10 protein-coding genes are annotated in these 13,200 nt (G+C 70.1%); all 10 read right to left on the minus strand.

Features of this window, described 5'->3' with window-relative positions; all coding sequences use genetic code 11:
• Positions 1 to 87 precede the first annotated feature (87 nt).
• From nuoN to nuoE, 10 genes are read right to left on the minus strand one after another with little or no spacing between them, the layout of a single operon-like run.
• The gene (gene nuoN, locus ABR737_RS20885; protein ID WP_350251657.1) at positions 88 to 1,740 is read right to left on the minus strand and encodes an NADH-quinone oxidoreductase subunit NuoN; all 1,653 of its coding nucleotides are present in this window, start codon (positions 1,738 to 1,740) and stop codon (positions 88 to 90) included.
• Positions 1,737 to 3,395 (minus strand): NADH-quinone oxidoreductase subunit M, encoded by a 1,659-nt coding sequence (locus ABR737_RS20890; RefSeq protein ID WP_350251658.1) that lies wholly within the window; start codon positions 3,393 to 3,395, stop codon positions 1,737 to 1,739. Before ABR737_RS20890 ends, nuoN begins: the two co-directional genes overlap by 4 nt.
• A gap of 3 nt (positions 3,396 to 3,398) precedes the next feature.
• On the minus strand, positions 3,399 to 5,282 hold the full coding sequence (gene nuoL / locus ABR737_RS20895; RefSeq protein WP_350251659.1) for an NADH-quinone oxidoreductase subunit L: 1,884 nt from the start codon (positions 5,280 to 5,282) through the stop codon (positions 3,399 to 3,401).
• Between the two features lie 13 nt (positions 5,283 to 5,295).
• Positions 5,296 to 5,595: an NADH-quinone oxidoreductase subunit NuoK gene (gene nuoK / locus ABR737_RS20900; RefSeq protein ID WP_018090964.1), complete on the minus strand. Its 300-nt coding sequence runs from the start codon at positions 5,593 to 5,595 to the stop codon at positions 5,296 to 5,298.
• Positions 5,592 to 6,461, minus strand: coding sequence for an NADH-quinone oxidoreductase subunit J (locus ABR737_RS20905; RefSeq protein WP_350251660.1), 870 nt, complete (start codon positions 6,459 to 6,461; stop codon positions 5,592 to 5,594). Before ABR737_RS20905 ends, nuoK begins: the two co-directional genes overlap by 4 nt.
• Complete coding sequence (gene nuoI / locus ABR737_RS20910; RefSeq protein WP_350251661.1) at positions 6,458 to 7,048, minus strand: NADH-quinone oxidoreductase subunit NuoI; 591 nt, start codon at positions 7,046 to 7,048, stop codon at positions 6,458 to 6,460. The genes ABR737_RS20905 and nuoI overlap by 4 nt, the downstream gene beginning before the upstream one ends.
• Positions 7,041 to 8,426: an NADH-quinone oxidoreductase subunit NuoH gene (gene nuoH / locus ABR737_RS20915; protein ID WP_502964349.1), complete on the minus strand. Its 1,386-nt coding sequence runs from the start codon at positions 8,424 to 8,426 to the stop codon at positions 7,041 to 7,043. The genes nuoI and nuoH overlap by 8 nt, the downstream gene beginning before the upstream one ends.
• Positions 8,423 to 10,930: an NADH-quinone oxidoreductase subunit G gene (locus ABR737_RS20920; RefSeq protein ID WP_350251662.1), complete on the minus strand. Its 2,508-nt coding sequence runs from the start codon at positions 10,928 to 10,930 to the stop codon at positions 8,423 to 8,425. The genes nuoH and ABR737_RS20920 overlap by 4 nt, the downstream gene beginning before the upstream one ends.
• Positions 10,927 to 12,309, minus strand: a complete 1,383-nt coding sequence (nuoF, locus tag ABR737_RS20925; protein WP_350251663.1) for an NADH-quinone oxidoreductase subunit NuoF — start codon at positions 12,307 to 12,309, stop codon at positions 10,927 to 10,929. The genes ABR737_RS20920 and nuoF overlap by 4 nt, the downstream gene beginning before the upstream one ends.
• A complete protein-coding gene (gene nuoE / locus ABR737_RS20930) occupies positions 12,309 to 13,178 on the minus strand; it encodes an NADH-quinone oxidoreductase subunit NuoE (RefSeq protein WP_350256868.1) in 870 nt (289 codons plus the stop codon). Before nuoE ends, nuoF begins: the two co-directional genes overlap by 1 nt.
• Positions 13,179 to 13,200 lie beyond the last annotated feature (22 nt).

Genomic DNA, 13,200 nt, shown 5'->3' on the forward strand with positions numbered 1-13,200 from the left:
GGACCGCGCGCCGCACGACGACGGCCGCCGCCCGGAACCCCCCGAGGGCTCCGGGCGGCGGCCGCTGTCGTGGCGCGCCGCCGGATCTCAGCGCACGAAGACCCCGGCCTGGCCGGCCAGGTCGAGGAAGTACTGCGGCGCCAGGCCGAGCACCAGCGTGGCCGTGACGCCGACGGCGATGGCCGTGGTCGTCAGCGGGCTGGGCACCGCGACGGTCGGGCCGTCCGCCTTGGGCTCGTTGAAGAACATCAGCACGATGACGCGGATGTAGAAGAACGCGGCAATGGCCGACGAGATCACACCGACGACCACCAGCCAGCCCGCGCCGCTTTGCGCAGCCGCCTTGAACACCGCGAACTTTCCGGCGAAACCGGAGGTCAGCGGGATACCCGCGAAGGCCAGCAGAAAGACCGCGAAGACCGCGGCCACCAGCGGCGAACGCCGGCCGAGCCCGGCCCACTTGGACAGCGCGGTGGCCTCGCCGCCCGCGTCCCGCACCAGGGTGACCACGGCGAAGGCGCCGAGCGTCACGAAGGAGTAGGCGCCGAGGTAGAAGAGCACCGAGGAGATGCCGTCCTTGCTGGTGGCGATGACACCGGCGAGGATGAAGCCGGCGTGGGCGATGGAGGAGTAGGCCAGCAGCCGCTTGATGTCGGTCTGGGTGATGGCGACGATCGCTCCGCCCAGCATCGTGAGGATCGCGACGCCCCACATCACCGGCTGCCAGTCCCAGCGCAGGCCCGGCAGGGCGACGTACAGCAGCCGCAGCAGCGCACCGAACGCGGCGACCTTGGTGGCGGCCGCCATGAAGCCGGTGACCGGGGTCGGGGCGCCCTGGTAGACGTCCGGGGTCCACATGTGGAAGGGGACCGCGCCGACCTTGAACAGCAGCCCCATCAGCACCAGCGCCGCACCGATCAGCAGCAGCGCGTCATTGCCCATCGTGCCGGCCAGCGCCGGATCGATCTGCTTGGCGCCGTCCGAGACCACCTCGGCGATCCCGGCGTAGGTGACCGTGCCCGCGTAGCCGTACAGCAGGGCCACGCCGAACAGCAGGAAGGCCGACGAGAAGGCGCCGAGGAGGAAGTACTTCACCGCGGCCTCCTGCGACAGCAGCCGCTGGCGGCGGGCCAGCGCGCACAGGATGTACAGCGGGAGGGAGAAGACCTCCAGCGCGATGAAGAGCGTCAGCAGATCGTTGGCCGCCGGGAAGACCAGCATCCCGCCGACCGCGAAGAGCAGGATCGGGAAGACCTCGGTGGTGGTGAACCCGGCCTTGACCGCGGCCTGTTCGGCGGCGCCGCCGGGAACGGCCGCGGCCTGAGCGGCGAAGGAGTCCACGCGCTTGCCGTGCGCCGCCGGGTCGAGCCGGCGCTCGGCGAAGGTGAAGACCGCGATGAGGGACACCAGCAGGATCGTGCCCTGCAGGAACAGCGCCGGGCCGTCGACGGCGAGGGCGCCCATGGCCGCGAGGTGCGCCTTGGACGAGCCGAAGCCGCCGGCCGCCAGGCCGATCACCGCGGCGAACGCGGCGGCCAGCGCCACCACGGTCAGCAGCAGTTGGGAGTAGTAACGGTGCCGGCGCGGCACGAACCCCTCGATGAGGATGCCGGCCACCGCCGCGCCGACGACGATCAGCGTCGGCGACAGCTGGGCGTACTCGATGTGCGGTGCCGGGATCTTGCCCGGCGCACCGGCCGCCGCTGTCCACAGGCTGTGGACACTTGCCACGGAACTCACTTCGCGGCCTCCACGTCTTGAGGGCGCACGGTATGGCCGGCCCGGCCTCCACCGGGCACGGCGTCCACCTGCACAGGGGGCTTGGGGTCCTTCTTGTCCACGACGGACAGGGTGTGGCCGACCGCCGGATTGACGAGGTCGGTGAGCGGTTTCGGATACACCCCGAGGAAGAGCAGCAGCGCGATCAGCGGCGCCACCACCACCAGCTCCCGTACCCGCAGGTCCGGCATGCTCCGCACGTCCGTCTTCACCGGCCCGGTCATCGTCCGCTGGTAGAGGACGAGGACGTACAGCGCGGCGAGGACGATGCCGAGGGTGGCGATGATGCCGATCACCGGATAGCGGCTGAACGTGCCGACCAGGACCAGGAATTCGCTGACGAACGGGGCCAGGCCGGGCAGCGAGAGGGTGGCCAGGCCGCCGATGAGGAACGTGCCGGCGAGGACCGGGGCGACCTTCTGGACGCCGCCGTAGTCCGCGATCATCCGCGAGCCGCGGCGGCTGATCAGGAACCCGGCCACCAGCATCAGCGCGGCGGTCGAGATGCCGTGGTTGACCATGTAGAGCGTCGCGCCGCTCTGGCCCTGGGACGTCATCGCGAAGATGCCCATGATGATGAACCCGAAGTGGGAGATCGAGGCGTAGGCGATCAGCCGCTTGATGTCCCGCTGGGCGACCGCCAGCAGCGCGCCGTACAGCACGCTGATCAGCGCCAGAACGAGGATGACCGGGGTGGCCCAGCTGCTGGCCCCGGGGAAGAGCTGGAGGCAGAAGCGGAGCATCGCGAAGGTGCCGACCTTGTCGACGACCGCGGTGATCAGCACCGCGACCGGCGAGGTCGACTCGCCCATGGCACCGGGCAGCCAGGTGTGCAGCGGCCACAGCGGCGCCTTCACCGCGAAGGCGAAGAAGAAGCCGAGGAAGAGCAGCCGTTCGGTGCCGGCTCCGATCTCCAGCTTGCCGGCCGCCCGCGCCTCGACGATCTGCTGCAGCGAGAACGTGCCGGTGCCGAGCTGGTCGGCGGTGACCGCATACAGCCCGATCACCGCGGCCAGCATGATCAGTCCGCCGGCGAGGTTGTAGAGCAGGAACTTCACCGCGGCCGACGACCGCCGGCTCGCGTCCCGCTCCTCACCGTCCCCGCCCGCCCGGTCCCCGAAGCCGCCGATGAGGAAGTACATCGGGATCAGCATGGCCTCGAAGAAGAGGTAGAAGAGGAAGACATCGGTGGCCTCGAAGGAGAGGACCACCATCGCCTCGACGGCCAGGATCAGCGCGAAGAAGCCCTGGGTGGGCCGCCAGCGCCGGTTGGGCGTGGCCTCTTCCAGGGGATCGGCGTCGTGCCAGCCCGCCAGGATGACGAACGGGATCAGCAGGGTGGTCAGCGCGATCAGGGCGACCGCGATGCCGTCCACACCGAGTTCGTAGCGGACACCGAAGTCGCTGATCCAGGCGTGCGATTCGGTGAGCTGGAACGGGCCCTTGGCACCGGGGTCGAAGCGGAACGCGACCACCAGCGCCAGCGCGAAGGTGGCCAGCGAGAACAGCAGCGCGAGCCATTTGGCCGCGGTGCGCTTGGCGGCGGGCAGCGCGGCGGTGGCGATCGCACCGGCCGCCGGCACCACGGCCACCGCCGTCAGCAGGGGAAACGACATGGCTCAGACACCCCTCATCAGCAGGGTCGCGGCGACGAGAACGGCGGCCCCGCCCAGCATCTGGACCGCGTACGAACGGACGAATCCGGTCTGCAACCGGCGCAGCAGGCCGGAGAGTCCGCCCATCGAGGCCGCCGTGCCGTTGACCGCGCCGTCCACGAGGGTGCGGTCGAGCTGGACGAGGGTGCCGGTGAGCTCTTCCCCGCCGCGTACGAACACGACGTGGTTGAAGTCGTCCTGGAGCAGATCGCGGCGGGCCGCCCGGGTCAGCAGCGAGCCGCGCGGGGCGAGCGCCGGAACGGGCTTGCGGCCGTACATCAGCCAGGCGATGCCGACGCCGAGGAGCAGCACCACGATCGTCGAGGCGGTGACGGTGGTCGCGCTGACCGGGGAGTGGCCGTGCGCGAACGAGGTGACCGGCTCCAGCCACTTCACAAAGGCCTCGTTGATGCTGAACAGCCCGCCCGCGAAGACCGATCCGAGGGCCAGCACGATCATCGGCAGCGTCATGACCTTCGGCGACTCGTGCGGATGCACCTCGTCGGGGTTCCAGCGCTTCTCGCCGAAGAACGTCATCAGCATCACCCGGGTCATGTAGAACGCGGTGATCGCCGCGCCCAGCAGGGCCGCGCCGCCGAGGATCCAGCCCTCGGTGCCGCCCTTGGCGAACGCCGCCTCGATGATCTTGTCCTTGGAGAAGAAGCCGGACAGACCGGGGAAGCCGATGATCGCCAGATAGCCGAGGCCGAAGGTGACGAAGGTGACCGGCAGGTACTTCCGCAGGCCGCCGTAACGGCGCATGTCCACCTCCTCGTTCATGCCGTGCATCACGGAGCCGGCGCCGAGGAAGAGGCCCGCCTTGAAGAAGCCGTGGGTGACCAGGTGCATGATCGCGAAGGCGTAGCCGATCGGGCCGAGGCCGGCGGCCAGGATCATGTAGCCGATCTGCGACATCGTCGAGCCGGCCAGCGCCTTCTTGATGTCGTCCTTGGCGCAACCGACGATCGCACCGAAGAGGAGCGTGACCGCACCGACCACGACGACCGCCAGCTGGGCGGTCGGCGCGGCGTTGAAGACCGCCCCGGAGCGGGTGATCAGATACACCCCGGCGGTGACCATGGTGGCGGCGTGGATCAGGGCCGAGACCGGGGTCGGGCCCTCCATCGCGTCACCGAGCCAGGACTGCAGCGGTACCTGCGCCGACTTGCCGCAGGCGGCCAGCAGCAGCATCAGCCCGATGGCGGTCAGCTTGCCCTCGGAAGTGTCACCGGTGGCGGCGAGCACCGGGCCGAAGGCGAAGGTCCCGAACGTCGTGAACATCAGCATGATCGCGATGGACAGGCCCATGTCGCCGACCCGGTTGACCAGGAACGCCTTCTTGGCGGCGGTGGCCGCGCTCGGCTTGTGCTGCCAGAAGCCGATGAGGAGGTACGAGGCGAGGCCGACGCCCTCCCAGCCGACGTACAGCAGGAGGTAGTTGTCGGCGAGGACGAGCAGCAGCATCGCCGCGAGGAAGAGGTTGAGGTAGCCGAAGAAGCGGCGGCGCCGCTCGTCGTGCTCCATATAGCCGATCGAGTAGATGTGGATCAGCGATCCGACACCGGTGATCAGCAGGACGAAGGTCATCGACAGCTGGTCGAGCTGGAAGGCGATATCGGCGTGGAAGCCGCCGACCGGAATCCAGGTGAACAGGTGCTGGTGCAGCGCGCGGTCGTCGACGCCCTTGCCGAGCATGTCGGCGAAGAGCACCACTCCGATGGCGAACGACGCCACCGAGAACAGCGTGCCGATGAGGTGGCCGGTGCGGTCGAGTCGTGTACCTCCGCACAACAGCAGGGCCGCACCGACCAGCGGTGCCGCGACAAGCAGCGCGATCAAGTTCTCCACTTTGTGCGACCCCTTACAGCTTCATCAGGCTGGCGTCGTCGACCGAGGCCGTATGACGGGTGCGGAAGATCGACACGATGATCGCCAGGCCGACCACGACCTCGGCCGCGGCGACGACCATCGTGAAGAAGGCGATGATCTGGCCGTCCAGATTCCCGTGCATCCGCGAGAAGGTGACGAAGGCGAGATTGCAGGCGTTGAGCATCAGCTCGATGCACATGAACACCACGATGGCGTTCCGCCTGATCAGCACCCCGGCCGCACCGATGGTGAACAACAGGGCGGCGAGATAGAGGTAGTAGACCGGGTTCATTTCTTGGCCCCCTCCTTGTGCTCCTTCGGCGCCACGCCACCGGACGAGGAGGGCCGGGGCTCCTCCGAACCCCGGCCCAGCCAGTTCTCGGAGCGCTCCTCCAGCGCCTTCAGCTCGGCGAGCGATTCACCGGAGACATCGCGCATCTGGCCGCGCTCCCGCAGCGTCGGGCTGACGCTCAGCTCGGACGTGGTGCCGTCGGGCAGCAGGCCCGGGATGTCGACGGCGTTGTGCCGGGCGTAGACGCCCGGGGCGGGCAGCGGCGGCACCTGCTTGCCCTCGCGGATGCGCGCCTCGGACTGCTCGCGTTGCGTCCTGGCGCGCTCCGTACGCTCCCGGTGGGTGAGCACCATCGCGCCGACGGCCGCCGTGATCAGCAGCGCGCCGGTGATTTCGAAGGCGAAGACGTACTTGGTGAAGATGAGCGCGGCCAGGCCCTGCACATTGCCGCCGGCGTTGGCCTCGCCCAGGCCGTCGAACTCCTTGAGCGAGGCGTTGCCGATCCCGGCGATCAAGAGGATGCCGAAGCCGATGCCCAGTCCGGCGGCGAGCCAGCGCTGGCCCTTCAGCGTCTCCTTGAGGGAGTCCGCGGCGGTGACACCGACCAGCATCACGACGAAGAGGAACAGCATCATGATCGCGCCCGTGTAGACGACGATCTGGACGACGCCGAGGAAGTACGCACCGTTGGCGAGGTAGAAGACCGCCAGCACGATCATGGTCCCGGCGAGCGAGAGGGCGCTGTGCACGGCCCGCTTCATCAGGATCGTGCACAGCGCGCCGCTGACGGCGACGATGCCCAGGATCCAGAACTGCACGGCCTCTCCGGTGGAGGTCATGGAGGCCGCGGCGGCGAGAGAGGTCATGCTTTCGCCCCCTTCTCCCGGGCGTTCCCGTCGGCCTTCTCGCCCTTGGAGGCCGCGACCTGACGGACGGTCCCCGGAGCGGCCTCGGCCACCAGGCCCTGGTAGTAGTCCTTCTCCGTCATGCCGGGGTAGATCGCGTGCGGGGAGTCGACCATCGTCTCCGACAGGCCCGCCAGCAGCTCCTCCTTGGTGTAGATGAGCGATTCGCGGGACCGGTCGGCGAGTTCGTACTCGTTGGTCATGGTCAGTGCGCGGGTCGGGCAGGCCTCCACGCACAGGCCGCACAGGATGCAGCGCAGGTAGTTGATCTGGTAGACGCGGCCGTAGCGCTCACCCGGGGAGTAGCGCTCCTCGGCGGTGTTGTCCGCGCCCTCGACGTAGATCGCGTCCGCCGGGCAGGCCCAGGCGCACAGCTCGCAGCCGATGCACTTCTCCAGCCCGTCGGGATGGCGGTTGAGCTGGTGGCGGCCGTGGAAACGCGGCGCCGTCGGCTTCTTCTCCTCCGGGTACTGCTCGGTCAGCCGCTTCTTGAACATGGCCTTGAAGGTCACGCCGAAGCCGGCCACGGGGTTCTGGAACTCAGGCACCGTCGCCCCCCTTTCCGTCGTTTCCGATTCCGTCACTGACAGTGTCCGCCCCGCCACTGACAATCAGCTCGCGCTCGCGGCGCGGCCGGCGTCGCGGCACCGGCGGCAGGCTCTGTCCGGGCAGCGGCGGCACGGGGAAGCCGCCGGCCATCGGGTCGAAGGCCCCGTCTCCGCCCGTCTCCTCCTTCTCGGCGCGCCGGAAGAAGTCCACGAGGAGGGAGATCAGCAGCAGCACGACGGCGCCGCCGGCGACATAGAGCACGATCTGGGAGAAGTTGTAGCCCTCGTTCTTCAGCGCCCGGACGGTGGCGACCAGCATCAGCCAGACCAGCGAGACCGGGATGAGGACCTTCCAGCCCAGCTTCATGAACTGGTCGTAGCGCACCCGGGGAAGGGTGCCGCGCAGCCAGATGAAGAAGAACAGCAGCAGCTGCACCTTGACCGTGAACCAGAGCAGCGGCCACCAGCCGTGGTTCGCGCCCTCCCAGAACGTGGAGATCGGCCAGGGGGCCCGCCAGCCGCCCAGGAAGAGCGTGATCGCGACCGCCGAGACGGTGACCATGTTGATGTACTCGGCGAGCATGAACATCGCGAACTTGATGGACGAGTACTCGGTGTTGAAGCCGCCGACGAGGTCGCCCTCGGACTCCGGCATGTCGAAGGGCGCACGGTTGGTCTCGCCCACCATCGCGACGATGTAGATGATGAAGGACACCGGCAGCAGCAGGACGTACCACCTGTTCTGCTGCGACTCCACGATGGTCGACGTCGACATCGACCCGGAGTAGAGGAACACCGCCGCGAACGACATCCCCATGGCGATCTCGTACGAGATCATCTGCGCGCACGAGCGGAGCCCGCCGAGCAGCGGATAGGTCGAGCCGGAGGACCAGCCGGCCAGCACGATGCCGTAGATACCGACCGAGGCCGTGGCCAGGATGTAGAGGATGCCGATCGGCAGGTCGGTGAGCTGCATCGGGGTGCGGACGCCGAAGATGGAGATCTCGTTGCCGGCCGGGCCGAAGGGGATCACCGCGATCGCCATGAAGGCCGGGATGGCCGCCACGACCGGCGCGAGGATGTAGACCACCTTGTCGGCCCGCTTGACGACCAGGTCCTCCTTCAGCATCAGCTTGATGCCGTCGGCGAGGGACTGCAGCATCCCCCAGGGGCCGTGCCGGTTGGGGCCGATGCGCAGCTGCATCCAGGCGACGACCTTGCGTTCCCAGACGATCGAGAACAGCACCGTCAGCATCAGGAACGCGAAGCAGAAGACCGCCTTGATGACGACCAGCCACCACGGGTCGCGGCCGAACATCGACAGGTCTTCCTGCGCCAGCGCGCTTCCGGTGGCGGCGAGTTGACCGAGCTGCATCATGCGTCCACCTCCTCGGCCGGCTCCGGGGTGCCCGGGACGGCGGAGATCTTCACCAGGTCACCGGGTTGCGCCCCGGTGTCGGCGGCGATGCCACCGCCCGTCGAGTTGAGCGGCAGCCACACCACCCGGTCGGGCATCGGCGTGACCTGGAGCGGCAGGCGGACCGGGCCGGCCGGTCCGGTGACCGCCAGCAGGTCTCCGTCCTTGACCCCGGTCTCCTGCGCGGTGACCTGCGACAGCCGGGCAACGGCGGCGTGCCGGGTGCCGGCCAGCGCCTCGTCGCCCTCCTGGAGCAGCCCCTGGTCCAGCAGGAGCCGGTGTCCGGCGAGCACCGCCTCGCCGGGTTCGGGGCGGGGCAGCGGGCGTCCGCTCTCCCGGGGCTCGCCCGCGTGCGGACCGTCCCAGCCGCCGAGCCGGTCCAGTTCGCGGCGGACCGCGCGGATGTCGGGCAGCGCCAGATGGACGTCGAGGGCATCGGCGAGCATGTGCAGCACCCGGGCATCCGGCAGCAGGTGCCGGCGGGTCATCTGGTCCGGCTTGAGGGCGGCCTCGAACAGCCGCGCCCGGCCCTCCCAGTTGAGGAAGGTGCCGGCCTTCTCGACCACGGCCGCCACCGGGAGGACCACATCCGCCCGGTCGGTGACCTGCGAGGGCCGCAGCTCCAGGCTGACCAGGAAGCCGACCTCGTCCAGGGCTGCCAGCGCACGCGCCGGGTCCGGCAGGTCGGCGGCCTCGACGCCCGCCACCAGCAGGGCACCGAGCTCGCCGGTCGCCGCCGCCTCGATGATCTGGCCGGTGTCCCGGCCGTGCCGGTGAGGCAGCGCGGCCACGCCCCAGACGGCCGCGACCTCGTCGCGGGCCCGCGGGTCGGTGGCCGGCCGGCCGCCGGGCAGCAGGCCGGGCAGTGCGCCCGCCTCGACGGCGCCGCGTTCGCCCGCCCGCCGGGGGATCCACACCAGCCGGGCGCCGGTGGCCGTGGCGGCACGGACGGCGGAGGTCAGGGCGCCGGGCACGGCCGCCAGCCGTTCGCCGACGACGATCACCGCGCCGTCGGCCCGCAGCGCCTCGGCCGCCGCCTGCCCCTCGCCCTCCAGCCCGACGCCGCCCGCGAGCGCGTCCAGCCATTCGGTCTCGGTGCCGGGCGCGGCCGGCAGCAGCGTGCCGCCCGCCTTGATCAGCCCGCGGGAGGCGTAACCTGCCAGCCCGAAGGTGCGCTGTCCGCTCTTGCGGTGCGCCTTGCGCAGCCGCAGGAAGACGCCGGGCGCCTCCTCCTCGGCCTCGATACCGGCCAGCAGGACGGCCGGCGCCTGCTCCAGCGCGGTGTACGTGACGCCGCTGCCGTCCACATCGCGGCCCCGCCCGGCGACCCGGGACGCCAGGAACTCGGCCTCCTCGGCGCTGTGCACCCGTGCCCGGAAATCGATGTCGTTGGTGTCCAGCGCGATCCGGGCGAACTTGGCGTAGGCGTAGGCGTCCTCGACGGTCAGCCGGCCGCCGGTCAGCACTCCGGTGCGCCCCTTGGCGGCGGACAGCCCGCGGGCCGCCGCGGCCAGGGCCTCGGGCCAGCTCGCCGGCTCCAGTTCACCGGACTCCGGGTTGCGTACGAGGGGCTGCTCCAGCCGGTCGCGCAGCTGCGCGTAGCGGAAGGCGAACCGCCCCTTGTCGCAGATCCACTCCTCGTTGACCTCGGGATCGTTCGCCGCCAGCCGCCGCATGACCTTGCCGCGCCGGTGGTCGGTACGCGTCGCACAGCCGCCCGCGCAGTGCTCGCACACCGAGGGCGAGGAGACCAGGTCGAACGGGCGGGAGCGGAAGCGGTACGCGGCGGAGGTGAGCGCGCCGACCGGGCAGATCTGGATGGTGTTGCCGGAGAAGTACGACTCGAAGGGGTCGCCCTCCCCCGTGCCGACCTGCTGGAGGGCGCCGCGTTCGAGCAGCTCGATCATCGGGTCGCCGGCGATCTGGTTGCTGAAGCGGGTGCAGCGCGCACACAGCACGCACCGCTCGCGGTCCAGCAGCACCTGGGTGGAGATCGGCACCGGCTTGGCGAAGGTGCGCTTCTTGCCCTCGAAGCGCGACTCCGGGTCGCCGACCTGCATCGCCTGGTTCTGCAGCGGGCACTCGCCGCCCTTGTCGCAGACCGGGCAGTCCAGCGGGTGGTTGATCAGCAGCAGCTCCATCACGCCGCGCTGGGCCTTCTCGGCCACCGGCGAGGTGAGCTGCGACTTGACGACCATGCCGTCGGTGCAGGTGATGGTGCACGAGGCCATCGGCTTGCGCTGGCCCTCGACCTCGACGATGCACTGCCGGCAGGCGCCCGCCGGGTCCAGCAGCGGGTGGTCGCAGAACCGCGGGATCTCGATGCCGAGGAGTTCGGCGGCACGGATGACCAACGTCCCCTTGGGGACGGAGATCTCGATGCCGTCGATCGTCAGGGTGACGAGGTCCTCCGGCGGGACCGCGGCCTCGCCGCCCCCCGTAGGGGCATTTGTGGTGACGGTCATGCATTCACCCCCAGGTGAGCGTCGTTGTCGGCCCACAGGGTCGACTTGGCCGGGTCGAAGGGGCAGCCCTTCCCGGTGATGTGCTGCTCGTACTCCTCGCGGAAGTACTGCAGGGAGGAGAAGATCGGCGAGGCGGCGCCGTCGCCGAGGGCGCAGAAGGACTTGCCGTTGATGTTGTCGGCGATGTCGTTCAGCTTGTCGAGGTCGTCCATCCGGCCCTTGCCGGCCTCGATGTCGCGCAGCAACTGCACCAGCCAGTAGGTCCCTTCGCGGCAGGGCGTGCACTTGCCGCAGGACTCGTGCGCGTAGAACTCGGTCCAGCGGGTGACCGCCCGCACCACGCAGGTGGTCTCGTCGAAGCACTGCAGCGCCTTGGTGCCGAGCATCGAACCGGCCGCGCCGACGCCCTCGTAGTCCAGGGGGACGTCGAGGTGTTCGTCGGTGAACATCGGCGTCGAGGAGCCGCCCGGCGTCCAGAACTTCAGCCGGTGGCCGCGGCGCATTCCGCCGCTCATGTCCAGCAGCTGGCGCAGGGTGACGCCCAACGGGGCCTCGTACTGGCCGGGGCGGGTGACATGGCCGCTGAGCGAGTAGAGCGTGAAGCCCGGGGACTTCTCGCTGCCCATCGACCGGAACCAGTCCTTGCCCCGGTTCATGATCGCGGGAACCGAGGCGATGGACTCGACGTTGTTCACGACAGTGGGGCAGGCGTACAGGCCCGCCACCGCCGGGAAGGGGGGACGCAGCCGGGGCTGTCCGCGACGCCCCTCCAGCGAGTCCAGCAGCGCGGTCTCCTCACCGCAGATGTACGCGCCGGCGCCCGCGTGCACGATCACGTCCAGGTCGAGTCCCGAGCCGAGGATGTTCCGCCCGAGGAAACCCGCCGCGTAGGCCTCGCGCACGGCTTCGTGCAGCCGCCGCAGGACGGGCACGACCTCGCCGCGCAGGTAGATGAAGGCGTGGTGCGACCGGATCGCATGGCAGGCGATCACGATCCCCTCGATGAGGGAGTGCGGGTTCGCGAAGAGGAGCGGGATGTCCTTGCAGGTCCCGGGCTCCGACTCGTCGGCGTTGACGACGAGGTAGTGCGGTTTGCCGTCGCCCTGCGGGATGAACTGCCACTTCATCCCGGTGGGGAAGCCGGCGCCGCCGCGGCCACGCAGCCCGGAGTCCTTGATGTACGCGATGACGTCGTCCGGGGGCATGGCGAGCGCCTTGCGCAGGCCCTCGTACCCCTCGTGCCGACGGTAGGTCTCCAGCGTCCAGGGTTCGGGCTGGTCCCAGAAGGCGGACAGGACGGGCGTCAGAAGCTTCTCGGGGTTGGTCTCCCCGCCGGCGTCCGGCCGGGAGGCGCCCCCGTGTTCGGCTGCCACTGTCATCACTCCCCCTCCTCTGCTGCGGGGCCGGATGGGTGCTGGTCATCGGAGGCCGAGGTCTGCTGCGGTGCGTCATGGGAGCTGGGGTGCCCGGCGGGCGGCTCCTCGGCGGGGTGGCCGGACGGGGGTTCGCCGCCGGTCGCGTCGGTGGCCCCGTCGGTGGTCTCGGCGGTGCGCGGCGCGATGACGTGGTCGGCGCCACGGCCGGGGACGGCCTCGCCCTTGGCGAGCCGCAGCCCGATCAGCGAGGCGGGGCCCGCTCCGCCGGTGGCCTCGACGGCGCCAGGACGCTCGTCCGGGAAGCCGGCGAGCATCCGGGCGGTGTCCTTGAAGGTGCACAGCGGCGCACCGCGGGTGGGCCGCACGCTCCGGCCGGCCCGCAGGTCGTCGACGAGCTGCCGGGCGGACTGTGGCGTCTGGTTGTCGAAGAACTCCCAGTTGACCATCACGACCGGGGCGAAGTCGCAGGCCGCGTTGCACTCGATGTGTTCGAGGGTGACGGCGCCGTCCTCGGTGGTCTCGCCGTTGCCGACGCCCAGGTGCTCCTTGAGGTCCTCGAAGATGGCGTCGCCGCCCATCACCGCGCACAGCGTGTTGGTGCAGACTCCGACCTGGTAGTCGCCGCTCGCCTTGCGGCGGTACATGGAGTAGAAGGTCGAGACCGCGGTGACCTCGGCGGTGGTGAGGTCGAGCATTTCGGCGCAGAAGCGGATGCCGGTGCGGGTGACGTGCCCTTCCTCGGCCTGGACGAGGTGCAGCAGCGGCAGCAGCGCCGAGCGCGCGCCGGGGTAGCGGGCGATCACCTCCTTGGCGTCCGCTTCCAGCCGGGCCCGTACGTCCACCGGATAGTCGGGGGCGGGGAGTGCGGGCATCCCCAGCTGCACGTCATGGTTT

Origin of the sequence: Streptomyces sp. Edi2 (genome assembly GCF_040253635.1) — a bacterium.
Classification (GTDB): Bacteria; Actinomycetota; Actinomycetes; order Streptomycetales; family Streptomycetaceae; genus Streptomyces.